This window comes from Paenibacillus germinis, assembly GCF_013141785.1.
GTDB lineage: Bacteria > Bacillota > Bacilli > Paenibacillales > NBRC-103111 > Paenibacillus_E > Paenibacillus_E phytorum.
On record NZ_WHOC01000158.1, the window covers coordinates 22,358 to 46,647 of the forward strand.

At 43.1% G+C, this 24,290-nt stretch carries 20 protein-coding genes; 5 read left to right on the top strand and 15 right to left on the bottom strand.

What is annotated here, in order from left to right; translation table 11 throughout:
• Positions 1 to 43: 43 nt before the first annotated feature.
• Positions 44 to 1,309 (bottom strand): MFS transporter, encoded by a 1,266-nt coding sequence (locus tag GC102_RS29660; RefSeq protein ID WP_312883406.1) that lies wholly within the window; start codon positions 1,307 to 1,309, stop codon positions 44 to 46.
• Between the two features lie 5 nt (positions 1,310 to 1,314).
• Entirely contained in the window at positions 1,315 to 1,854 is a 540-nt protein-coding gene (locus GC102_RS29665) for a GNAT family N-acetyltransferase (RefSeq protein ID WP_171692709.1), read from the bottom strand.
• Between the two features lie 99 nt (positions 1,855 to 1,953).
• Here GC102_RS29665 and GC102_RS29670 point away from each other — a divergent pair, with 99 nt between their 5' ends.
• Complete coding sequence (locus GC102_RS29670) at positions 1,954 to 2,997, top strand: ParB/RepB/Spo0J family partition protein (protein ID WP_171692710.1); 1,044 nt, start codon at positions 1,954 to 1,956, stop codon at positions 2,995 to 2,997.
• 4 nt (positions 2,998 to 3,001) lie between these two features.
• On the opposite strand, the gene GC102_RS29675 is transcribed toward GC102_RS29670, so the two are convergent.
• Genes GC102_RS29675 through GC102_RS29685 form a run of 3 tightly spaced genes read right to left on the bottom strand, consistent with a single transcriptional unit; the run spans position 3,002 to position 6,043 of the window.
• Positions 3,002 to 3,514: a GNAT family N-acetyltransferase gene (locus GC102_RS29675; protein WP_246321188.1), complete on the bottom strand. Its 513-nt coding sequence runs from the start codon at positions 3,512 to 3,514 to the stop codon at positions 3,002 to 3,004.
• Between the two features lie 35 nt (positions 3,515 to 3,549).
• Positions 3,550 to 4,491: a phosphotransferase enzyme family protein gene (locus GC102_RS29680; RefSeq protein ID WP_312883407.1), complete on the bottom strand. Its 942-nt coding sequence runs from the start codon at positions 4,489 to 4,491 to the stop codon at positions 3,550 to 3,552.
• Positions 4,492 to 4,537: 46 nt separating this feature from the next.
• The gene (locus GC102_RS29685; RefSeq protein ID WP_171692712.1) at positions 4,538 to 6,043 is read right to left on the bottom strand and encodes an amidase family protein; all 1,506 of its coding nucleotides are present in this window, start codon (positions 6,041 to 6,043) and stop codon (positions 4,538 to 4,540) included.
• A 252-nt stretch (positions 6,044 to 6,295) separates the two neighbouring features.
• Between GC102_RS29685 and GC102_RS29690 the strand changes: the two genes are divergently transcribed.
• A complete protein-coding gene (locus tag GC102_RS29690) occupies positions 6,296 to 7,318 on the top strand; it encodes a putative phage abortive infection protein (protein ID WP_376769420.1) in 1,023 nt (340 codons plus the stop codon).
• A 685-nt stretch (positions 7,319 to 8,003) separates the two neighbouring features.
• On the opposite strand, the gene GC102_RS29695 is transcribed toward GC102_RS29690, so the two are convergent.
• The 7 genes from GC102_RS29695 to GC102_RS29725 all read right to left on the bottom strand — a co-directional run bounded on the left by GC102_RS29695 (position 8,004) and on the right by GC102_RS29725 (position 17,437).
• Positions 8,004 to 8,747 carry a phytanoyl-CoA dioxygenase family protein gene (locus GC102_RS29695; protein WP_171692714.1) on the bottom strand — a complete coding sequence of 248 codons (744 nt, stop codon included), beginning with the start codon at positions 8,745 to 8,747 and terminating at the stop codon, positions 8,004 to 8,006.
• A gap of 132 nt (positions 8,748 to 8,879) precedes the next feature.
• Positions 8,880 to 12,128, bottom strand: a complete 3,249-nt coding sequence (locus tag GC102_RS29700; protein ID WP_171692715.1) for a response regulator — start codon at positions 12,126 to 12,128, stop codon at positions 8,880 to 8,882.
• Positions 12,129 to 12,159: 31 nt separating this feature from the next.
• Positions 12,160 to 12,870, bottom strand: coding sequence for a response regulator transcription factor (locus GC102_RS29705; RefSeq protein ID WP_171692716.1), 711 nt, complete (start codon positions 12,868 to 12,870; stop codon positions 12,160 to 12,162).
• Between the two features lie 147 nt (positions 12,871 to 13,017).
• A complete protein-coding gene (locus GC102_RS29710) occupies positions 13,018 to 15,186 on the bottom strand; it encodes an EAL domain-containing protein (protein WP_171692717.1) in 2,169 nt (722 codons plus the stop codon).
• Positions 15,187 to 15,221: 35 nt separating this feature from the next.
• The gene (locus GC102_RS29715) at positions 15,222 to 15,617 is read right to left on the bottom strand and encodes a hypothetical protein (protein ID WP_171692718.1); all 396 of its coding nucleotides are present in this window, start codon (positions 15,615 to 15,617) and stop codon (positions 15,222 to 15,224) included.
• A gap of 404 nt (positions 15,618 to 16,021) precedes the next feature.
• The gene (locus GC102_RS29720) at positions 16,022 to 16,516 is read right to left on the bottom strand and encodes a CYTH domain-containing protein (protein ID WP_171692719.1); all 495 of its coding nucleotides are present in this window, start codon (positions 16,514 to 16,516) and stop codon (positions 16,022 to 16,024) included.
• A 93-nt stretch (positions 16,517 to 16,609) separates the two neighbouring features.
• Positions 16,610 to 17,437 carry an AraC family transcriptional regulator gene (locus GC102_RS29725; RefSeq protein WP_171692720.1) on the bottom strand — a complete coding sequence of 276 codons (828 nt, stop codon included), beginning with the start codon at positions 17,435 to 17,437 and terminating at the stop codon, positions 16,610 to 16,612.
• Between the two features lie 113 nt (positions 17,438 to 17,550).
• On the opposite strand from GC102_RS29725, the gene GC102_RS29730 reads away from it, so the two are divergent.
• Positions 17,551 to 19,257, top strand: coding sequence for a glycoside hydrolase family 2 protein (locus GC102_RS29730; protein ID WP_171692721.1), 1,707 nt, complete (start codon positions 17,551 to 17,553; stop codon positions 19,255 to 19,257).
• 41 nt (positions 19,258 to 19,298) lie between these two features.
• Here the strand turns inward: GC102_RS29730 and GC102_RS29735 are convergent, their stop codons facing one another.
• Positions 19,299 to 19,844, bottom strand: coding sequence for a GNAT family N-acetyltransferase (locus GC102_RS29735; protein ID WP_171692722.1), 546 nt, complete (start codon positions 19,842 to 19,844; stop codon positions 19,299 to 19,301).
• 240 nt (positions 19,845 to 20,084) lie between these two features.
• Here GC102_RS29735 and GC102_RS29740 point away from each other — a divergent pair, with 240 nt between their 5' ends.
• Positions 20,085 to 21,356: an erythromycin esterase family protein gene (locus GC102_RS29740; RefSeq protein WP_171692723.1), complete on the top strand. Its 1,272-nt coding sequence runs from the start codon at positions 20,085 to 20,087 to the stop codon at positions 21,354 to 21,356.
• 211 nt (positions 21,357 to 21,567) lie between these two features.
• Here GC102_RS29740 and GC102_RS29745 read toward each other — a convergent pair whose 3' ends face one another.
• Positions 21,568 to 22,302, bottom strand: coding sequence for a hydroxypyruvate isomerase family protein (locus GC102_RS29745; protein WP_246321189.1), 735 nt, complete (start codon positions 22,300 to 22,302; stop codon positions 21,568 to 21,570).
• Positions 22,303 to 22,431: 129 nt separating this feature from the next.
• On the opposite strand from GC102_RS29745, the gene corA reads away from it, so the two are divergent.
• Positions 22,432 to 23,382, top strand: coding sequence for a magnesium/cobalt transporter CorA (corA, locus tag GC102_RS29750; protein WP_171692919.1), 951 nt, complete (start codon positions 22,432 to 22,434; stop codon positions 23,380 to 23,382).
• Here the strand turns inward: corA and GC102_RS29755 are convergent.
• Positions 23,375 to 24,286 carry an AraC family transcriptional regulator gene (locus tag GC102_RS29755; protein WP_171692725.1) on the bottom strand — a complete coding sequence of 304 codons (912 nt, stop codon included), beginning with the start codon at positions 24,284 to 24,286 and terminating at the stop codon, positions 23,375 to 23,377. The genes corA and GC102_RS29755 overlap by 8 nt on opposite strands.
• Between the last annotated feature and the right edge of the window lie 4 nt (positions 24,287 to 24,290).

The following is a 24,290-nucleotide window of genomic DNA, read 5'->3' on the forward strand; positions in this document are numbered from 1 at the left end:
AGGACCATGCCTAGATTGGCTGGGCCCTTCTTGTTTTCCGATTTTACAACGCTCTGGCTGCCGTTCCTGTACGCCCTATACGTATTGCCATAATGGCAGCAATCATACAGACGAAGCCCGCCATAAGAAAGGGTAGCGAATAGCTGCCGAGCAAATCTCTCAGCAGACCTGCCTCATAGGCAGCAAAGGATGCCCCGAGCTGGTGTGCTACTACAATCCAACCAAAAACCATGCCTGCCTTCTCCTTGCCGAAAATATCCGATGCGATCTTCACGGTTGGCGGAACGGTTGCAATCCAATCTAAGCCGTAGAAAACGGCAAAAATAAGAAGCTCCGTGTAGCCTAAACCAAGCGCTTGCGGCAGAAAAATAAGCGAAATTCCGCGAAGCCCGTAGTACCAAAACAGCAGCCAACGCCCGTCAAATCGGTCGGTCAACCAACCGGACATTGTCGTCCCGACCAGATCAAAGATGCCCATGAGCGCCAGCAATCCCGCTGCGGTTACTTCAGGAATGCCAAAATCCCCGCAGGCGGGAATAAGATGCGTACCAATTAACCCATTCGTGGAGAAACCGCAGAAAAAGAACGTCCCCGCAAGCAGCCAAAATGTCTTGTTCTTACTGGCATCTCGAAGGGTAAGCAGAGGGTTCATAAAGATGTTGCCTTTGAATTCGGCAGGCTTGATGACTTGATCTGACCCATAAGGAGCAGCGCCTATGTCATAGGGATGATTGCGCATCCAGATCGCTACAACAGGGATTAACACCGCAATCACAGCAATTGCTGTGTAAATGGCATAGCGCCAACCGACGTCCACCGTTATTTTAGCTAGAAGAGGTAGAAACAGCAGTTGCCCTGTCGCCGCGCTGGCCGTCAGAATGCCAACCACCACGCCTTTGTTCTGAGTGAACCATCGATTCGCGATTGTTACACCGAGCACGTTGGCAAGTGAACCCGTTCCAAGCCCCACAATGACCCCCCAAAGTAAATGAAACTGCCACAAAGCCGTGATCATAGGCGTCAGCGAAAGGCTGGCCGCGATGCAAATGAGGGAGATCAAAACCACCCGGCGGGTACCAAAACGCTCCATCAATGCAGCCGAGAATGGCCCCATCAGACCATATAGGAAAATATTAATTGAGACAACGGAGGATACATCCGCTCGGCCCCATCCGAACTCTTTTTCAAAGGGAAGCATGAAAATGCTAGGCACCGAGCGTATACCCGCCGATACAATCAAAGTAAAGAAGGTCACCAGGACAACAATCCAGCCGTAATGCAGTTTGGTGTGTTTCGCTAAAGTTCCCACTCCATTTACTCCCATTCTTCTGCCAAAATCCCATAAACCTCATGATCATGAAAGATGCTATAACTGAACTCAGCCTGTCTAATTGTTCCTTCATGCTTGAATTTCAACCTCACCGGTACTGCGCGGCTCTTGAAGTTATCCGTCCGAGCTCTTATTTCGATCCGGTTTAATTTCAACTCTTTCAAGGAGTAGCTCACGATACATCTACAAGAATCAGTCATGATCCCTTTCCCCTGATACCCTTCTGCAAGCCAGTATCCAATCGACGAATGCTTATTCCCCCAATTAATTTCATGGAGACCTATACATCCAACAATTTCATTTCGATAAAAAATGCCGCAAGAAAAGCCATTGTTCTTTGCAAAGCGGCTAAGCTCTGATTCAATATAAGCTCTCGTGTCTTCTACTTGTGTTGTTTTATCAACCCATGGAAGCCATTTCGCTAAATGAGCACGATTCTGATTGACCAACTGGAATAAGGCATCTGCATGCCTGACTTCTAGTAGCTTTAGTTCCAGTTCATCACTTATTTTACATGAAAACATGATTGACCTCCGATCTAGTAGCATGATTGGTATTTCCACGATTTTGTTCCTTGTTATATAATAATCCAAGGACAACCTGAACGAATGGAGAAAATGAATATGAATATACATGAAATTCCCATGCATTTAATTGACGAGGATACGGATCAGCCCAGATATCAATTCGATGAAGAGGCGCTCCAAGAATTAATGAAAAGCATCGAGGAGATTGGCTTACTCTCTCCGATTAAAGTGAGAACAACGTCTGACAACCGGTACAAAATTATTTACGGGAACCGGAGATACAAAGCTAGCAAAATGCTGGGACGCCCCACCATGTCCTGTATCGTATCGACCGTAACGGATGAGTTGGAGATTTATTTAGAACAGATTGCGGAGAATCTAACAAGAGAAGGCTTTTCCCCAATTGAGGAAGCCGAGGCCTTCCACAAACTTATGAATGATTCCAAATTCAGTTCCTCTATTAAATACCTTTCTAGCAAACTGGGCAAGCCAGAAACTTACATCAAAAACAAATGTGATTTGTTAAAGTTTGGAAATTCAGTCAAGAAGCTGATCGTGAGCGGCACGGAAATTCGGAAAGACAAGTTGACCGAGGACCAGCTGCTGCCTATCAAAGATTTACCGATCGAGCACCGCGATCCGCTAGCTTTGATTATTGCCAGAGATGAAATGCCTGTCAGTGATGTCAAAAAGATTGCTCGCATGTTCAAAGATAAAGATATTTCAGAAAGCACCAAAGGGAAGCTTCTCTATAAAACAGGTCATGATCTGGTCGAAACTTGGTCCGTCTTTCAAAACAATCGAGCAGAACGAGCCAAGCCTGCAGCTGCAAAAGCTCCGACAAAAGTGGAGAAATCCAAGGAAATAGTCCCGGACAATAAATCAGAAATGTCGATACAAAACGAGCTGTCTGCAGCTTCAACTAGTACAACAATTAGCCCAACAACTAGCCCAATTCAAAGCAAACTTCTGCAAATGCTTAACGCATTTCCTACAACTAGTGATTTTCAAATTGAAGCCTTAGACGTCGATGCTCGTGATAAAGAACAATTTCTGAATGATCTCAATACCTTAGTCGGTAATTTGGAAAAGCATTTGGATGCGTGGAAAAAAGTTAGAGAGCTTGCCGTTACCAAATAACATACTAGTCTAGTACTTCAAGCTTCTTCGCATAGCAATGCCTTAGAAGACCGCCATACATCGGACGGGTGAATTGAAGTGTGAAGCCTGCTGTTTCTAAGTTTTGCCGACTTATAGCATTGTCAGGATGTACGGTTGCGTAGAGGTATAATATGCCTTGTTCACGCGCGCGCTTTTCCCTCAAAGTATGAAAATGCCGCTGCAGCCCTTGTCCCCTGACCGACTCATGTACAATGGATCCTTCTAGAGAAGCAACTCTAGGTAGATCGACTTCCGGCACTCCAAACTCTCGTCCTAGATTACTGGCACTTAGACCGGGAAATGCGATAACCGTATAAGCAACAAGCTTTTCACCTTGAAAAGTGCCATACATCTCTCCCTTGTCTTGGACATATTCGTATAGTGCCTCCAAGCGGTCCATCGAATAAAGCGCATCAGAAGGAAGACGTGACACCACGTCAATCATTAGTGCTTGTACTTGCGGTATATCTTGTTGCCATAAACGCCTTATTTCCAAGTTGTGATCCTCCTCATGTTCCGTTAATCATTAGGTCACCATGGATTGCTGAAACCAAGTCTCATTTCGTCCGTCATTTTCATGAGCTTTAATTTCAATCCTGCATACCATGGTGGCGTATTTGATAGATCACTATCCTCCAAAGCTGTTAGGATTCTTGAAAAGCTATAGAGTTTAGAGAACCTTAAGAACTTTGGAAAGTGTTCTATCATTTGCTTGTCTAATGGACAAATCGCTGTATAGCCTCTCAGAAAAATTTCTACCTGACTGCTGGAATCCCTCTCTGTATTATCCAACACGTCAGCAAGAGCTGCAACAATATCCATCGCATACCAATGATACATAGCATCATCAAAATCAATAACATGAAATTGCGACGTACTTGCATGCCAGAAAATGTTATCCTGTTGAAAATCATAATGAATGAGACCATACTCATGTTTGGATTGCTTTAAAGAATAAAGCCAAATCCTCAGGTTATCCAGCTCCATCAAGGCTTCTTTTTCATGTGGATGACGATTTAATGCCACTGCAATATGATCCAGTCCATCTCGCCAATCCTTACGCTTTATTTCTTTTGGAGGTTCATATTCCTGTGACCTTACATGCAAGCTGCCAAGTGATTTCCCCCACGCCTCCATTTGCGAATCATTCATTTGATCACAATCTAAACTTTCCCCTTCCGCATCACTGAACACAACAGCAATATATGCCCCTTCACTTGTCGTTACTCTTTCAACTAGCTTACCCTTGCTAGAACGTATAGGCACAATTGTAGGATAATGAGATAAGGCTAAGTAATTTATGAAATCAAGTTCAGCTTCTACTTGCTCCAGGGCCTGTTCTCCTTCAAAAGAAAACCTCAAAAAGTATTTCTTACCTTTATTTTCAAATCGATATACGAAGTTAGAACTTGCTCGCCAAACTTTTAATGTTCCTTCCTCATGTTCCCATAACCGAATGAATGCCTTAGCCACATGATCGTCGATTAATCCAACAACCATCGTTCTTAGATTCATCATTTTATTCTACCTCTATTTTCGCAGCAGTTGCTAACTCGGGTTGAATGCGATGTTTCGTTGCCTGCTCAAACCCATAAGCAATTTTTATCAAAGTGGGTTCGCTAAATGCCGTTCCTACAAAGGTAATCCCTTGTGGTCCCTTCGTTGTATACCCGCCCGGTGCGATAATCCCCGTTGCCGCATACCCTCCCGGTACAGTAATGGACGGGTAACCGGCTCTTGCCGCAAGATCTGTCCCACCCTCAGCCCCTAGGAATAAGAGTGCATCCAGTTGATGCTCCTTTAATGCATGGTCAATCCCCTGCTCACACGACATCTCTTTATCTCTCTTTTTGCTGTCCAAATAGGCTTGTTCCGTTAGCGTCCCGCTCGTTTCCTCAGACCAGATTAAGGTTCCTTGCCCATATTTCAATGCTTGATTTGCATGAGCTTCATTATAGGCGATCACGTCTTCCAATGAATGGACGGGTATCTTGCCTGACAATTTGGATAAATAATCATTCAAGTCTTTCTTAAATTCATACCTCATGACATTGCCATCCCAAGGCGTCTGCTCACATGGAAGCACCACCGGATCAACGATTGTAGCACCCTTTTGTTTCAAAACGGCGATAGCCGCCTCTACAATATCAAGCCGAGCCTTGTCTAATTCATGATAATAAAATCTCGGGATCCCTATTCTAGCTTTCTGCAAATAATTGGCGTCTAAGAATGGGGTGTAGTCTTGGAAAGAACGTCTTTTACTAGCTAACGTCTCAACATCACGCTCATCCATGTTGGTTAAAGCGCCAAGCAAAATCGCTGCATCACTGACCGTTCTTGCCATAGGCCCCGCAGTGTCCTGACTATGAGCAATTGGGATGATGCCCGTTCGGCTAACTAATCCAATCGTTGGCTTAATGCCAACTAAGCTATTCTGGCTGGCGGGGCTGATGATAGAGCCCGATGTTTCCGTTCCAATCGCCGCTGCTGCTAGATTCGCTGCCGTGGCTGCTGCTGAGCCAGAGCTTGAACCACCTACGAATAATTCGCCAGGGCCGTAAGGATTTAAGGTGAGACCACCTCTTGAGCTATAGCCCGCCCAAATATCGCCTGACATGTAGCCTGCCCATTCGGTCATATTCGTTTTACCAAGAAGCACAGCCCCCGCCGCTCGAAGCTGATCTGCAACGAAGGAATCGGCTGCTGCGAAGGATTCCGCTAATGCGATAGAACCGGCGCTTGTATGCATACGATCGTGTGTATCGATATTATCCTTAAGCAGAATAGGGATACCATGTAAGAATCCACGGCTGCCCTTCACTTTTCGTTCTTCATCTAAAGCTTTGGCTATGTCGATAGCGTCTGGATTTATTTCTAGAATAGTATTTAATATGGAGTCGTACTTTTCTATGCGGGTTAGATATACATGAACCAATTGTTCCGAAGTAACCCGCCCCGTATTCATTGCTTGCTGCATACTTGCTATATCTGCTTCTATGATCCATCTCTCCAACTCATTTTCCATTCATCTATCTCCTTCTAGTTCTCAGTCTTATTAACACTTTTCTATGTAGGGTATGAAGTTCCTTTATGTGTAAGTTGGGGAGTTTAATTATAGTTATTTTTGAATAAAAAGCGTCTCACTAACCACCGGAGATAGGCCTGGCTTCCGAAGCTATTCCAACCAACACTAGACATATAAATTTAATTTTTCTGCTAGAAATCATTTGATTACTTGTTATAATAGGAATTACTAAAAAATGGATTCTAGGAGGATATGTTTTTGTTAAACCATGAAAATAAGTCTTTAGATAAAGACGAAAGATTTTATCAAAAAAAAGAGAACTGGGTAATTTGGATCGGAATTCTGGTAATTGCATGCGCCATTTCTCTACCTTTTATAATTCTTTATAAATTAGGTTGGAATATCACATACGATCAATTTGATGATTTGGGTGTTGTTGGTGACTTCTTCGGAGGTACGACCGTGGGATTATTCACATTAGCATCTATAATTTTTGTAATAGCTGCTATCGTGATGCAAAAAAAAGAGCTAGAGTTACAAAGAAAGGAATTAACTGAGACACGAGAGGAATTTAAGACAGGAAATGCTACAGCGAAAGTTCAACAAATAGACAATGCTTTTTTTAATATGTTGTCCTTACATCACCAAATTGTTAATAATATTATTATTAAGTACTCAAAAGATACTTATTCTGGTCGACAAGCAATCTTAGAGTTAAAAGATATTTACGAGGACAAGCTGGGCTATAAACAATTCCTTACCGAAAATCCTGAGAAAGGATTTAGAGATTGGTATCAAAATCATAGGACGAAACAAGAATATTCCAATAAGATCTTCAATTATTTTGATACAATTGACCAAGGAATACTAGATGTTGTCTATAAAGATATTCACGAAGAATATGGCAATAGTATTGGACATTATATGAGAAATAACTATCGCATAGTAAAATTCATAGTAAACAATGTGGTTGAAAATGTGAAAGAGCAACAAAAAGTAAAAGAGGAAACAGGTAGAGAACCAATAATAGGTGATAGAAGGTATTATTTTGGTATGCTACGTGCCCAATGGTCAAATGCTGAGTTTGAGCTCATACTAATAAATTCACTTTATAGTGAAAACTATAAATTTAAGAATCTCATTTTAAGATACGATGTTTTAGATATTCTAGACACAAAGGGTACCCAAGATGAACTACTTGATTGTTTCAAACTTAAATACAGCATGACTAGACTTAAACCGTATAGAAAATTAATTGAAATAATAAAAATTTAATCTTAAGTACTGAAATGTGTATTATATCAGAACAAAAAGAAGCTCAGAGACTACTTTTCTCTTGAGCATCTTTTTCTTTTTTCTTATGATAAAGTACTGTTTCTATAGCTACCTTAGCTAATGTTTCGAGAAAATTTGTTTGTCTCGTTCGGTCGAGGGTTTCGACTGTCTTATGAACATCGATGCCTACACATAACGATCCATTATTAGGCCGCATTGCCCCTGTAACTGTTAGAGCAAGCTCTTCGTATTTTAAACTCGATAGATAGAAGCATGCGTACCGCTTTAAAAACCTGTTCGTCTCAGACATCAATTTGCGGATGATGACCACCTTATTCGGTTTAAGCATGTTTTTCATCGTTATAGAGGTGATTTCGAGGATTCTCCTTACTTTAGCGATGAATTTCATCGTCTCAGACATCAATTTGTGGATGATGACCATATTTCTCGGTTCTAAGCATGTTTTTCATCGTTATGGAGGTGGTTTCGAGCATTCCCCTTACTTTAACGATGAATTACATCGTCTCAGACCAGATGCCCACGTCAACTATCGATGCATACCTGTATACTTGACTTGGATGGCCAACGTTTATATATATGTGTGTAAATAAAAATAAGCTAACCCTTTCCAGCCTTAGCTGAAAAAAGAGTTAGCTTTCTTGTTATCACGTTGTTATCCACGCTCTTAATACAACGGAAATTTTTCTCTCAAATCTTCCCTCTGAGTAACAAACGAATCCTCGCGAATGTAATGACATACATAGGAACGTCGCCAACGATCCTTGCTTCGATTTTTATTGGACGAATGGATGAGCAGCTCACTAAAGAATAGGATATCTCCTTTTTCCATCTCGACCGGGATTTGCTTACTAAGGTCAATGCCTTCTGTCTCATCTGTCCATGATTCGTGCTCTTCTATATTTTTCACTGCACCGTGGGGCAGCAATCCAAGCTTATGTGTGCCAGGGATGACCCAGAGGCATCCATTTTCGATATCCACGACTTCTTCCAAAGCGATCCAAGCGGCAATCATCGTCATAGGATCATTCTTGATGTAGTAGTAGTCTTGATGTGAGGCCTGTCCCGGTGAACCTGGTTCCTTGTAAAAGTACATACTTTGCACACAGTTAGCCTCTTTGCCCATTAATTGAGCTAGCGCACCTCGGATGATGGGAAGCTTCATCATTTGGCGAGAAAAGCTGTCATGCTTATGCGGATTAAACAACCGCAGGGAGAACTTTTTGCTTTCTTCACAGGCTGCCCAATTGGGTATTTCTGCTTGGTTACGAATATCAAAGATGTGTCCATTAAAAGCATCAATGAGATCGCTGCTGCAGCCTTTCTTTATAAGCAAATACCCATCTCTTTCGAACTGCTCATATTGCTCTTCTGTGATAGGTGACATACGATCTTGTTTCCTAACAAACATGGCAGCTATCCCCTTCCTGTTTATGAAAGTAATAAGTCTTTCTTTACCTTCATCATACTGCCGGGGTCATCCTTCAACAATGGCTGGAATTATCACATTTGTATCTGAAATTGATATAGGCAGTTCCACTCACTAAGAAGTTTCATTTGGGATAAATGTGATAATACGCTCTATTTCCTCTGCCACTTCGATGAGCTGATCATGGAAATCTTCTTTTTGCAAAACGGCAAGTTCCAGGTAGCTTGCTGCTTCATGCAATCGATTTGCGGAAATACTTCCGGCAACTCCGATAAGTGTATGTATAGCCCTTTTGACAGCCTTCCAATCCTCATCAAGGATACTCCGCGTTAGTTGCTCAACAAAAGTTGTATAATTTTTCTTGAACAACTGAAGCATGACGATTAAAATGCTTTCTTTTCCTTCTAGACGGGCAAGTGCAGCTTGCCAATCTATCGCTTCAATATGCTTATAAAAATGGATTGTTTTCGTCTGACTAGCCCCTATTGAAGTAGATGGTTCTATCCATTTACTAATCACGCTAAAGAGACGTTTAATATCCAAAGGTTTACTAATGACGTCATTCATACCGTAACGGATATAATCTTCATGATCCTGTTTAACTACGTTGGCCGTCAGTCCAATGATGGGGATATTCATATAGTTGGGGATTTGACGAATGTGCGCTGTCGCTTCAACACCGTCCATGACTGGCATGTGAATATCCATCAAAATCAAGTCGTATTCGTCGTGTTCCAGTTTTTCAATGGCTTCCCGGCCATTTTCCGCTATCGTGATCTCAAACCCATGCTCCTTTAGAAACTCCAAGGCAACCTGCTGATTAATTTCGTTATCCTCTACGAGAAGAATTCGCCCTTTCTTGCTAACGCTGGACGACTTGGTCTGCAAAGGCCTGCCGCTTCTTGGAGATCGGTTATGCGGATTGAACAGGGATTCCAACGTTTGATATAGATCTAGACGGCAAATCGGTTTAACCATGACGGCATCAGGTCTCGCGCTTATCGGAAGTTTCAGCATTTCTTCTTTGCCAAGCGGTGAAGTTAAGCAAACAACAAGCGTCCGATCTCTTTGGATCGACTCGATAAATGTGTTCCATGTATCTATGCCATACATATCTTCAATTTCCATATCAAGCAGAATACAATCGTACTTGTCGTCATCGGTTCCTAACGTCTTCATCTGTTCAAACATAGCTTTCCAGGAAGACACCTCCGAAACGATTAAGGCAAACGACTCCAAAGTGTCCCGTAAACTGCTGCGCATCAGGGGATGATCTTCGACCAGCAAAATTTGATACGTCGTATGATCTTTCGTTAAGTCCCATTCATCTGGATCAGCGAGTTCTATGACTTGAAAAGGCAGTGTAAATTTAAATCTGCTTCCTTTACCCTCTACACTCTCAGCTGTTAAAGACCCACCCATAAGCCCAATCAAATGTTGGCTGATCGTAAGTCCCAATCCAGTTCCCCCATATTCACGACTCGTAGATCCATCTGCCTGAGAAAAAGGATCAAAAATAAAGGCTAAACGATCTGGAGATATACCTATTCCACTATCCTCTATGGTAAAGCTAAGCATAATTTCTTCTATGGACGTGTGTGGTTCCAACTCAATTTGAAGCATCACATAGCCCTCTGAAGTAAATTTGATCGCATTGCTGCAAAGATTAAGCAGTACTTGTTTCAGTCTCAGCGGATCCCCAAGAATATGGTTGGGCAGTTCAGCGGCTGTATTAAAAATAAGCTCGATCTGGCGACTATCAGATAAGACACTTAGTATGCTGGAGAGATCCTTAAGAAGTTCATCTAACTGAAAGCCGGTACGTTCTACTTCGAGTTTTCCCGCTTCTACTTTGGAAAGGTCAAGAACATCATTAATAATGCCTAACAGCGTATGGGATGAAGATGTTATTTTATGTAGATAATCCTTTTGATGGTCTGAGAGCGAGGTTTTCCCGAGAAGTTGAGAAAGGCCAATGATACCGTTCAAGGGAGTTCTAATTTCGTGGCTCATTTTGGCTATAAATTGACTTTTGGCTTGGTTCGCTTGATCAGCGGCATGCCGCATGGTTACTTCTGTGAAATCGTGTACCGTTCCAACAATACCTTCCAATTCGCCACTCGCATCATGGCAGACCGAAAGCGTGACACAATAATCTCGAAGAACACCCGTAAAGGACGGAATGCTCATTTCAAAACGTACATTACCACCATTCAGAATAACTTCTTGGAAATGAGAATCCCAACGAATTTGCTCCGCTTCCGGGAGAAATTCGGTTATTTTTTTGCCTAACATGTCCGCAGCTGTCGCATGGGTCATTAGGGAAACAATTTGATTAACAGAGGTAATCTCGCCTTCCTTCGTGAACCCAAGAATTCCTTCCTGTGAATTCTCAACGAGGATACGATAACGTGCTTCACTTTCCTGAATACGCCGCTCTGCTGCTGTTCTCTCTGTAATATCTGTCGTAGAGCCGATAATCTCGACTACCTGTTCACCTTCAAATACAGGTTGTAAGGTTGTAAAGACGATCTTGCCCTTTATTTGATTCTCAAAAGCAACTATGTTCCCTTTCCACGCTTCTTCAAATTTCCCTATGATAAACGTTGTGAATTCAGTAGTAAAACCTTTGATTGATTGTATATTTTTACCTAATAAATCTTGTGGATATAGTCCGAGATTTCGTAAAAACCGACCATCAACCATCGAATAAATAAATTGATTATGAATTTTCTTAAGTTTAAATGTAATGCCAGGCTGCAGCCGAAGAATATCCATCAACTCTTGTTGGATATGACTTACCTGACTCCTTAGCTCTTCTGCCCTTAAGAAATAGCGGATTAGCGCTGCTGCGAATAAGCCCCCTCCCAAATGCAGAAGTAAAGCTGGAATGACTAACTCGAAAACAGGAATATGATAGATGAGTACCATATCAACGAACAAAACGCTGATAGGACACATAATTAATAATGTCCATTTTCTCCAATAACTGTGAACGTAATGATTGGTTAGCGCGGTTCCCGCAAATATGAGCAGTCCTAGAGTAGAGATTCGAAAGAAAACAGAAGGATCTATCATCGTCCTGCCAATAATCATAATCATGGTGGCAATAAAACCAGAAATTCCTCCACCAATGAATGTAGCCATCAGAATGGCAATCGCTTTTAAATCCAATATATGTCTGGCAGTAACATGTACGCCAAGGAAAGTTAGAATGACGCCATAGATCCCATGCATCAACCCTGCTATTATGCGATATTTCCATCTTGCTGCGGCTTTTAATCTAGAAGAATAGAAAATCTCGATAGACAAGAAAATAAAAACAGCCAGTATCGAGAAATTGTTCAGTAGATCTTTGAGCACTGCTATTCACCTCATCGCTTAGTTGCGCACCTTAAATAGCCGAAAGATGGACAAATTTATAACCAACACCCCAGACGGTTTTAATATACTGAGGTTCCTTTGGATTCTGCTCTATTTTTCTACGGAGATTCGTAATATGTACATCAATCGCGCGATCATTCACGATATCGCCCATCCGATATAAAGTATCTATAAGCTCATCGCGTCTAAACACTCTGCCGGGATAGTGAATAAAACGTTTCATAATTTCAAATTCGGAATTGGTGATATCAATTTTTTGATCTTTGATCACAATCAACCTGCGCTCTACATCCAGTGTAAAATCATGATATTGTGACTCTGACTCTGTTCCTTCCGAACCATCGGCAGCAGGAACCTGTATGTCCGACATGCGTAGCGAGGCTTTGATGCGTGCTTTTAACTCTTGCATGCTAAACGGCTTACAAAGATAGTCATCAGCCCCAATATTAAAGGCTTCCACCTTCTCCTTAATGTTTGTTTTCGTCGATATCACAATAATAGGAACGGAACTTAGTCCCCTAATGGCCCCGCATAGCTCTAAACCCTCAAAATCTGGCAACACGAGATCCAATAAAATCACATCAGGCTGAAAATGAACGATTTCCCTCATTCCGTCATGTCCATTTACCGACTGTTTCACGTCAAATTGATCTTCCGAAAGATACATGCTTATCATTTGTCCAATAATGATGTCATCTTCGATAATAAGCACCTTAACCACTAAAACCCCTCCTTTGTACCTATTTTGTTTCTATCATCTATTATAATATGTCGAATTATGGCAGGTCTACACTATTTTTTACCAGAAATATGAAATAACAAAAACGCCACAGAACCGATAGTCGCTGTCTTGGCGTTAGGATGATTCTTATGTATTCGCAATTCGATTGCATGAAAACCTATCAAATATCTCGGGTACTTCGCTTGCTTCTACCGGGCGGCTAAATAAATATCCCTGTACGGTGTCACAATTGAATTCCTGCAGAATCTTTAAATCGTCGTCGTTCTCTACCCCTTCTGCAATCACAACTAGCTTTAGGTTACGTGCTAGCGCTATGATCGTATTTACAATGGCTGCATTGGTAGGATTAACCGAGATATCCTTCACAAAGGATTGATCAATTTTCAAATGATGGATCGGGAATTCTTTCAAGTAGCTGAGCGAGCTGTAACCTGTTCCAAAGTCATCCATAGCAATCTTCAGACCCATGTTTCTGAAACTATTTAAAGTCGTTAAGGCAACTTGAACATCCATCGTCATGCTTTCCGTTATCTCTAATTCTAGATATTGCGGTTCGAGTCCTGTCTCTTGAAGTATGCTGTTAATCTGTTCTTTGAGTGACTGATCATAGAACTGCTTAGAAGATAAGTTGACAGCCATTGAAACCTTGGGAAAACCTAACTCCTGCCAGCTCTTATTCTGGCTGCATGCTTCTCTAAGAACCCATTTTCCAATCGGATAAATTAATCCAGTTTCCTCTGCGATAGGAATAAACTCTAAAGGTGATACGCGTCCCAGTTCAGGGCTTTCCCACCTAATTAAACTTTCAAATCCAACGATCTGATTCACTAATAGATTGACCTGCGGTTGGTACACCAGAATAAACTCATTTTTCTCCAATGCTTTTCTCAAATGCTTCTCAATCTTAATTCTACGTTCTATTTTTGCATAAATTTGCGAATTGAAATATTGAACTTGATTACCGCCCAATTCTTTGGCGTATTCCATAGCAATATCTGCAAAGCGAATCAGATTGTCAGGGTCTATATCATCTTGCGGATACTGGCTAATCCCAATGGAGGGAGACATATATATTTCATGATCTTGGATGCGAATAGGCTGATTAATAGTCTGAACAATCGTATGTGCGAACCCTTCCAGTTCAGCTAACGAATGGTGCTTAACCAAACCAATAAATTCGTCACTGCCCACTCTGAAAACAGAAACATCTTTGATCATGGTACTATTTTTCAATCTGCGGGCCATAACTTGAAGAATTCTGTCCCCTGTATCATGACCTAACGTTTCGTTGGCCAGTTTGAAGTGATCCAAATTCACGAATACAACAGCAAAACGTTCCTGCTGCGCAATTGCGTCCTCGATCCATTTACTTAACCCATGTCGATTCGGAAGCCCTGTCAGAGGGTCATGATGGATTAAAAAGCGGATACGTTCCTCCATGCTTCGCGACTCCGTAATATCTACCGTTAGCGAAATGACTTCTGTCATTACACCATCTCGTTTGATTGGTCGAAGAACGGTTAAGTAATAATAACCATGCCATTCCGTTTCGAAATCAATGACTTCTTCATTGTCCCATGCCGCTTGATAATAGGGAGCCATGAGGTCGGCTTTATCTTTCGGGAAAATCGCAAACAAATCCTTGCCTACCGCGAGATTCTCCTTGATACCAAGTCGGTTAAATAGTGATCCCTGCCAAGTTGTATAGATAAATTTATGATCCTCTTTATGAAATTTAACGAGAAGTCCATTCTGTTGTTTAATTTGATCCTGCAGCTCATCGTGAAAATGAAGCATATCCTCTTCCATTTTAAGTAGGAATGTAAGCATTTCCAAGTGAATTTTGATCGACTGCTCTTTCCCCAGCATACTCGTCTCATTCCGTAGGAACAGTTTCTTCCTCATTGCGGTTTTACACCGTAATAGAAATTCTTCTTCCATCAGCGCATTCTGTGTTCTTTGGAATAGTGTCTCCTTCTGGAAAAAGTCCAAAGCCCCTAGCTCCAGAGCTTGCAAGGCAACATTTGAACATTCTTCCGTGCAGCTGCTCAGCATAATAACCGGCACAGGATGGAAGGTCATAATTTGACGCAAAGCAGCTAGTCCATCGAGCTCGGGCATCTCTACATCCAGTGTTACAAGGTCTGGCTGCAGCTCTACAATTTTATCCAGCGCATTGGCACCATTAACCGCGAATCCTACCACTGTAAATTGTTCATCTTGTTCAAAAAGATTCGCAATCCTATTTCTCATTACGATGGCGTCATCAACGATTAACACCCGGTATTTCCTCATACTTATCACCTAAATTCTTATGAATTCGTCTAGACTCACATTTGAATCGAAGAGAAAACAAGATCAATGATTTCCCCCCGGGCTTGATTTACATAACCTAATGTTGTCTGCTGCAAGCTTTCTATAGAAACACAAGAGGTTAACTGAATCTTATCAGAGAACAAATACAAGGACAGCTCATACGAAGAAGAAACGTTTTTAACTACTTCACTAATATTCGTCTTTTTGTATTTATCAGGAAGCTCAACCGCATACACTAAGTACAAGGGCTCGCTCGGAAATTGAGTCATTTGAAAAATTTCTTTAAAAGAAGACTTCGCATACGAATTCCAACGAAATCCAAATCTATAGGTATGATCCTCTTCCCAATTAGGCTCGAACTGAGAGATTAATTCGAGAAACTGCTGACGGTAATAATGTATCAGGTTCATAGGTGACCCCTCACAATTCCTGAAAATGTTAGCTATCATTTCTGTACATCCATCATACTTTGTAATTGTTGTTAAACATCTATTTTAAATCTTAGCTAAACATTATTTTTCCTAATAGTTCGCTAACGAATCTAACACTTTCACTCTTCAGAAAAAAGCGAAAAGACCAAGCTCTGACCCCAATTGGGTCATAAACTCGGCCTTTATCTTATAGTTGTTACATATTCTGTCAGACATGCTTGCTGTTCATGGCAATCGTTACAGCGAGCGCCGCTAGATAAAAGGCTAGAGGCGATTTCCTGCGCCTTACAAGTCCTTTTTTCACGTCATATCCCTCCTTACAATTGGAAATATCTTGATGAAAATTATTAACCAATTGTAAGGAAATCGAAACAAAACTTCGTTTAGCGTGTCGTCTGCAGTTTGACCCACATTGACTTATTTCGGAATTCTTCCTCCGCTCCTAACTCTCTCCCAAACCAAGAAGGTACTTCAAAGAGCCGCGCAGCTTCAACATCTGGAAACTCGACTTCAACAACCAGGAGGTCTACTTGTTTATATTCATCAATTTCAAAATGGAGCCCCCGAACATCAACTGTGGTGCGAATCTTCTCCAATGGAATTAACCCCGTACGTTCAAGCAGCTGCTTATATATTGGCTCCGATATGTTATATTCAATCTCTTCCCGAACCAATCCATGCCCCGATTTGAACGTATGTGTAAAATGCGACAATCCAGAACTATCTACCAGCTGGCGCACTCTGATTTCTTGATCCTCTGAGAAGGCCAAATAGGTTTGATAGATGTACTGCTTTGAAACTAGCGTTATCTCATTATTGTCCAGTTCAGCCTCAGGGAACGCGGGTAATAGGAACTTTCTTTCGATTTCGGCACTCATTGGTGTGACCCCTCTCCAAACAAATCATTTTTTCTTCACCATTTTACCACGCAATCATGAAAAAGACTCCCATAAAGGAAGCTCTCCCCCTTCTCATCGATTAGACTGGTTTAAAGATCGGAATCGAGCAGGTGATACCTCGTTCCACGCCCGAAACATTTTACCAAAATGAAATTCATCGGCAAATCCACATGCAGCCGCAATAGCTTTCATCGGTTCTTCTGTCAGCAGCAGCAGTGTTTTGGCTTTCTCATTGCGTATCCTGTTCAAGTACTCTTTTGGGGAAACGCCAACTTGCTGCATGAACATTTTTCGCAACTGAGAGACGGAGATATGGCATGTTCGCGCTAGCTCTTCCATCCTCAAGGACCGATTATAGCAGGTTTCGATCCAAAACTTCGCTTGCTGAAATGCTTTCATATACGGGTCCGTTGACGTGTTCGTATCCCTCATGAAATGAATCAATCGTGAAAGGACATATTGGAACTCAGCCTGTCTTTCGTGTGGGTCCGGACTCTGTATGGACCCTATTTGCTTGAACTGCTCTTGAATCCAGTTCGCTTGCTCCGGTGAATACAACTTGTTAAAAGGCAGTTGAAGTGAGTCCAAATGAACGGGCTGCAGCCAGGTTTGATTCTCATAGGGGATGTCGAAAGCATCAAATAGAATCATACGAATATAGAGTGGTTTATCCACAGATGATGTCATGGTCAGCGTAAAACCCGGCTTTAAGTAGAGAAGCATACCCGAATGTACCTTTAACAGCTCTTCGTCAAGCGAATGTGCAAATTCTCCTTCTCCACTCATAATCCAGTAAAGAGAATGAACATCTGTTGTATTCCGAATGTCTTTCCAGCCTGGAACGGGAAGCTTCTCATAAGTCAGACGAAGATGATACATTCGGTGCGCTTTTGTTTCCATTCTTTCACCACCTTCAAAGCGATTTTGACAAATACTAAAGTTCTTTATCCATAGAAAATAGCCTTTCTTCCATGATACGCTTTACTAAACATACATGAAAGGGGCTTTTAACTTTGATACGTACTTTTCAACAACACTCCCTACGCCATACCCGACTTCTTGATGGATTATGGGACTTCATAACGGATCCAGGAAATGTAGGAATTACGGAACAATGGCATGCCAAGTTTCCATCCGATTCCCGAAAGCTTGTGGTTCCTTCTTGCTGGAATAACGAATTAGGCTATTACGATTATATCGGCGCTGCGTGGTATCGCACGTATTTCGACACCGTACAAGAAGCCAATATCGGACTATGCTTTGAAGGAATTCTCCACCATGCCGATGTGTATGTTGACGGTCATCACCTCGGTTACCACTTTGGCGGCTACACCCAGTTCTCCAAAGTAATCCCTCATCTAGCGCAAGGAAAGCACGAATTAATTATTCGTGTAGATAGCACCTTGGACTGGCAGACACTGCCTACAGATATCGCAGACTGGTACTCTTATGGTGGTATCATTCGTTCTGTCGAGCTTCAGGAGCTGCCCGATGTTTATATTGAATCCTTGAAAATTGATTATCAACTAGAGGGCGATACAGCAGATATCCAGCTTCAAGTAAAGTTAAACTCCTTAAGCTCGGTTGATGGTCAAATTGTTGTTAGTGCCTCTACAGAGGGACTAGCTTTCTCAGATTCAACCGTTCATATCGCGGCGGGCCAATCTTCACGGCTTTCTCTCCGAGGAAGCCTCGAAAACATCCGCAAATGGGATGTTGGACAACCGGAATTATATACGTTCATGGTCAAAGCAGGAGAAGATGATCTTATCGATCGGACAGGATTCCGCACCATTGAAGTTAATAACGGTCAAATCCATTTAAATGGCAAAGCGCTATATTTGCAGGGAGTGAATCGACACGAAGAGCATCCCGAATGGGGATTTGCTTTTCCACCTAAGCTCATGCTGAAGGATTTGGATATTTTGACCGATATGGGCTGCAACATCGTTCGCGGTTCACACTATCCACAAAGCCAGTTCTGGATCGATTTGCTTGATGAGCATGGACTGCTCCTGTGGAGCGAGATCCCGATGTGGGGCTGTTTTATGAGCAAAGAAACGCTGGCTAGTCCCCTATTCGCAGAACGTGGGTTGCAAATGTTAGACGAAATGATAAGCCGTGATTATCATCATCCTTCGATTATTTTCTGGGGGGCTCACAATGAAATTGATACACGCACGGATGAAGCGCTGGAGCTTACTAAGAAATTCGTTAGCAAAATACGCAGCATGGATACCAGCCGCCTAGTTACGTATGCCACGATGCATCCTGAAGAAGACATTGTACTATCCTATTTCGATGTCATCGGAATCAATAAATATTACGGTTGGTACCAAGGTAACGTAAACGGATTCCGCGACATGCTTCAGCAGTATTATAAAAATGCAGAATCACAAGGGGCCAGTGATAAGCCCATCATCATGAGCGAGTTTGGCGCTGCGGGCATCTTCGGAGATGCAGGCTGGGAGCCTCGCTTGTTCAGTGAAGACTATCAAGCTGACATTGTGCAGCAGGCTTTACAGATCTTCCGCGAGGATCCTCGCATCGTCGGCACACTAATTTGGCACTTTGCCGACATTCGCGTCGATGTGCGCAGTGACCGTCCTTACTTCCGTGATCGGGCGCGTAGTTTTAACAACAAGGGGCTGCTTAATGAATATCGCAAGCCTAAGCTGGCTTACCGGTTGGTTAAGGAAATTTATCGATCCAAGCGTTAAAGGAAAGAGACCTAGCCGACGGGGCTAAGTCTCTTTTTTGATTAGCGAGAGTCGCTTTCCAATATGGCAAACATCACGTGGTCCCGCCAAACGCCTTGAATCTTCACATTCTCCCTGGCAAGGCCCTCCTGACGGAAACCAACCTTCTCCAACACCCGAATAGATCCGGTGTTATGCGGCATTGCCCCAGCTTCGATCCGATGAAGTCCCGCTTCCCGGAAAGCGTAATCCAGCACAAGATGAATGGCCTCTGTCATATAACCTTTGCCATTGTGACTTGCATCCAAGCAATAACCTAGCATCGCTTTCTGCAGCGGTCCGCGTACGATTTCGAAAAGGGAAGCTTCCCCTATGAGTTCATCAGTGCCTTTAAGGAAGATACCGAATGTATAGCGTCGGCCCTCTTGTTCCGCCTGCTTCCAGAGCTCAATGCTGCTGGCTTGGTGATCCAGCGTGTAGAACGGCTCCAACCGGGTAGGCACCACTTGTTCAAACAATTGCCGGTTGCGCAGCATCAACGCCAGCAGAGCTTCCGAGTCTCCGATTTCAAAGGGGCGGATGTATAACCGTTCTCCTGTGCGAATCATTTTGGCATCATCCTTTCTCTCTAACAAAAAAAAGGGGACCTAGCCAACGGGGCCAGGTCCAAAGTTTATATTAAAAAAGGGGGGTCTTGTTTATTATAATACACCTACTATGTTAGAGAACTGTAACAGGAATGTTCCAATTGTGTTACAAAAAAAGCGATTCCATTCGAAATCGCTTTTTTTGTATGCACTTTTGTACATACTACAGAATGTAAATCTTTAGGAATAGGAGTCAAACATGTGAAAGTTGAAGACGCCATTGTGGAACAGATTAGACAGCAAGCTGTGCGGCTGAGCACCTCCGAAGATTTGGATGTATTAGTAGAGGCAATCGGAGACAAGAAGTACGTTTTACTCGGTGAGGCAACGCATGGTACATCGGAATTTTATAAGCTGCGCATGGAGCTAAGCCGTAAATTGATTGAAACAAAAGGTTTTTCTTTTATTGCTGTCGAGGGCGACTGGCCGTCATGTTATGAGATTAACCGCTATGTGAAGCAGTACAAGGATGCAAAGCCGAGCTCCCGTGAGGTATTGGAAACTTTTAATCGCTGGCCGACTTGGATGTGGGCCAATGAAGAGGTTGGGGAGTTGATGGAGTGGCTCAACCAACACAACGCTGATAAGCCGATGGCAGAGCGAGTCGGGTTTTACGGTTTGGACGTCTATAGTTTATGGGAGTCACTAGAAGAGATCGAACGTTATTTACAGGAAAAAGGCACACCAGAGCAGTTAGCTCTGGCGCGGAAGGCATTTGAGTGCTTCGACTCTTATGAGAAGGAGGGACAAAATTACGGGGTATCCGCGGCTTTTTACGACGAAAGCTGCAAGGATGAGGTTGTGAAGCTGCTTCAAACGCTTCACGCGAAACGCGTGCGGTACGAAGAAGACAGCGAAGCAGCTCTTAGCGTGGAATTAAACGCGCTTGTTGCTGTGAACGCTGAGGATTACTACCGCACCATGGTTCGTCACGACGCGGACTCGTGGAACGTCCGCGACCGACACATGGTCGAGGCGCTGCGCCGCCTCGCGGACCACCACGGCCCAGACGCCAAGATCATCGTCTGGGAGCACAACACGCACGTCGGCGACGCACGCGCCACAGATATGTTGGCCGACGGCATGGTGAACGTCGGCCAGCTCGTGCGCGAAGCGCACGGCGAAGCCGATGTGTTCGCCATCGGCTTCGGCACTTACCGCGGCACGGTCATCGCCGCGACATCCTGGGGCGCGCCGATGGCGACGATGCAAGTGCCACCTGCCCAGCCGGGCAGCTGGGAGGAGCTCATGCATCGCGCCGGCGCGCACGATCAGATCCTCCTGCTGAGCAAGGAGGATCCCATTCTCGGGCACGAGGTGCTGGGGCACCGTGCCATCGGGGTCGTGTACCGCCCTGCTCATGAGAGAGGGAATTACGTTCCCTCTCTTATGGCTCGGCGGTATGACGCCTTCGTGCATGTAGATGAAAGCCATGCGCTTCATCCGCTAACCATAAAAAAAGTGCTTGTGTGAATTCACACAAGCACTCCCACAAGCATATCCACAGAGTCGATTTCAGGCTCAGTTCCTATGTATTTAAAACTGTTGTACGAAATACAACTTTATTGCTTCTATTTCCACATGCTCCCTGCAAATGTTGCATTAAACACAACAATTTCGCTCAAAAGCGGCCTTTTAGATAGAATTAGGGCTAGATTGTTGCATCGCGTACAACTTATGGCTTTCACTTGTCACTAATAAGATGTTTTAACCCAACACTCGGTTCCTCCAACGGAAAATACTCTAAACCGATATACCCAGTGAATCCAGTTTCATCAATGGCCTTGAAAATCTGCTCGTAATTCAACTCGCCATTATTCAGCTCATGTCGCCCTGGATTGCCAGCTGCATGAAAATGGCCTATCCAAGCCATATTTTCACGAATATTCGTAATAAGATGACCTTCGGTAATTTGTTGGTGATAAATATCGAACAGCACTTTCACATGCTGGCTCCCTACCTCCTTCACAATTTCGAATGCTTCTTCAGATGAAGCTAAGAAATATCCTTGATGGTTCACAAGTGTGTTCAGCGGCTCTACCAATAATGTTATCCCTTCCCGCTCCAACAACGGTACGGATGCTTTTAGTCCATCAATCAATGACTGACGCTGCACTTCTCTGGACACGCCTTCTAGTTCCTGACCCACTTGCGAAATGAGCTGAGAGCAATTTAATCGCTTCGCTGCCTCAATGGATTCGGCAAGTCCAACTATATAAGTTTCACGCATGGTTTCATCTACTAAGCTCACAAATTTGGTACAAAAGGCGGCAATCGAAACTCCAGCATCCTTCGCCACATGCGCGACTTCGTCCAAATCCTTATTCCACCATGACCAGAATTCAATGGTATCATAGCCAATTTGCTTCACTTCCTTAACACTTTGAGCAAAATCATACTTGCTATAAACCGCATCCATACAGACGGAGAGCCTCATTGTCATCCTTCTTTCTATATACGTTATTTACAAGTAACCAAGCATTTCTGAACTCTCACTATTGTATGGTAAAATTAAGCAGATGAAAATATGAGCCAAGGAGTTTTAATGATGATTCGTTCCCTTGCTATTACCATGGACTTCAAAGTGCTCCATAATGTCCCCTTCGAGGAGCTTCTTGGCCCGAACATTAAGTGGTATTGGGTCGACTTTCATAATCCGAGCGAAGAGGAAGCGCTGCATCTGAAAGAGCATTTCCATTTTCATCCGTTGGCCATAGAGGACTGCTTTTTCTTACTGCAACGACCGAAGATGGATCACTATGAGAACGTTCACTTTTTTGTGATGCATGCAATTAATGCTATGACACTGGATGCTGAAGAAGTGGACATGTTTCTGGGAAGTAACTACATTGTGACCTTTCATTTGCATGAATCACGGGAAATTGAGGATGCTTGGAGCCGAATTTCAGAACAAGAACACTTGCGGAATGAAGGTCATATTTATGCGGCTTATTTAATTCTTGATAATTTGGTGGATCAATATTTCCCAAGCGTTTACCAAATCGAAGATCAATTGGATGATATCGAGAACAATTTTGATGCCGAATCTATTGAAGCCCTCATGAAACATATTTTTGGTATTCGGGCCAAATTGTTAAAATTACGTCGCACCATCGTGCCCATGCGTGACTTGCTGTACAGACTCATCAATACAGATCGAATCGAACATCTTCGCGAGCAGCTCGTCTTTTTCACGGACATTCATGATCATCTGCTCAAGCTGTCTGAAATGATTGATTCAAACCGTGACATGACGGCTGATATGAGGGACAGCTACATCTCCCTAAATTCTAACCGAATGAATACTATCATGAAAACGTTGACCGTAATCACGACGATCTTCATGCCATTAACGTTCATTGCTGGTCTTTATGGGATGAACTTTGCTTATATGCCTGAACTGAAGTGGCACGGGGGTTATTTTGGAATTCTCTTGATCATGTTCGGAATTGGATTCGGCATGTTCGCTTGGTTTTGGAAAAAGGGCTGGTTTAAATAGAAGACCTTACGGATTCTGAGCGATGCTCATCACGGAATTCCTTCCTAAAGCCAGCAGGAGAAACCCCCACTTTTTTCTTAAAAGCTCGACTGAATGCATGAATACCGGAAAATCCTAATTGATCTGCGATTTCCTGAAGCGGCATTAAGGTATGCCTGATCATATTCTTGGCTCGCTCCAGCCGGATTCTCTGGTGATATTGGATCGGACTTACATCGAATACTTTATTAAACAAATGGATCAAATAGTATTTACTGATATGGAATCGCTCCGATAGCTCATCCAATTTCAACTCACGGTGAACGTGAGCCGCGATATAACGCTCCATATCCAATAACAGCTCTTGGTGAAGACTATTTTCAAATAATCGTCCGTTCCATGCATGCTCCCTCACAACATATGTAATTAATTCCAGCAGACTGCCCTTTAGACGCCATTCGTACAATGGCAGCTTCGCTTCAAATTCCGCTATGATTCCAAAAAGCTGCTGCTCCACGCGACTCGGATCCCTTAATCGAATATGATTCGGGAGATCAACGAGCGCGCCCGACAGCTCATCTTTACGAAACCAGCTTCGCTCCCTCTCATCCATGTCTTGCAGCATTTTGAACGATACCTTTACGTCTCCGCTATCCTCCAGCTGGAACAAATCAAAATGCACGTGCGGCTGCCGAATCGGCTTATCACCTACGATCTGGATGGAATGCCTCTGTCCAGGCTTAAACAGAAACAAGTCCCCTGGTTTGCCTTCATAGGTCTTGTCCTCGATCGTTATGTCTACCCGGCCCTCCATTAGATATAACAGCTCATAGTCCCAAATCATTCTTTCTTTTAACATCCAAGGAGATTGTATGATGCTATCCATCGCAATACGAACATATGGGGAGACAGTTTGAAAGCTCACAGAA

Bases quoted from the DNA above. Each gene is read 5' to 3' on its own strand.
- GC102_RS29665 (WP_171692709.1), bottom strand. From the start codon at position 1,854: ATGTTTTCATGTAAAATAAGTGATGAACTGGAACTAAAGCTACTAGAA.
- GC102_RS29670 (WP_171692710.1), top strand. From the start codon at position 1,954: ATGAATATACATGAAATTCCCATGCATTTAATTGACGAGGATACGGAT.
- GC102_RS29685 (WP_171692712.1), bottom strand. From the start codon at position 6,043: ATGGAAAATGAGTTGGAGAGATGGATCATAGAAGCAGATATAGCAAGT.
- GC102_RS29690 (WP_376769420.1), top strand. From the start codon at position 6,296: ATGTTTTTGTTAAACCATGAAAATAAGTCTTTAGATAAAGACGAAAGA.
- GC102_RS29695 (WP_171692714.1), bottom strand. From the start codon at position 8,747: ATGTTTGTTAGGAAACAAGATCGTATGTCACCTATCACAGAAGAGCAA.
- GC102_RS29710 (WP_171692717.1), bottom strand. From the start codon at position 15,186: ATGAGGAAATACCGGGTGTTAATCGTTGATGACGCCATCGTAATGAGA.
- GC102_RS29715 (WP_171692718.1), bottom strand. From the start codon at position 15,617: ATGAACCTGATACATTATTACCGTCAGCAGTTTCTCGAATTAATCTCT.
- GC102_RS29720 (WP_171692719.1), bottom strand. From the start codon at position 16,516: ATGAGTGCCGAAATCGAAAGAAAGTTCCTATTACCCGCGTTCCCTGAG.
- GC102_RS29725 (WP_171692720.1), bottom strand. From the start codon at position 17,437: ATGGAAACAAAAGCGCACCGAATGTATCATCTTCGTCTGACTTATGAG.
- GC102_RS29735 (WP_171692722.1), bottom strand. From the start codon at position 19,844: ATGATTCGCACAGGAGAACGGTTATACATCCGCCCCTTTGAAATCGGA.
- GC102_RS29745 (WP_246321189.1), bottom strand. From the start codon at position 22,302: ATGGATGCGGTTTATAGCAAGTATGATTTTGCTCAAAGTGTTAAGGAA.
- corA (WP_171692919.1), top strand. From the start codon at position 22,432: ATGATTCGTTCCCTTGCTATTACCATGGACTTCAAAGTGCTCCATAAT.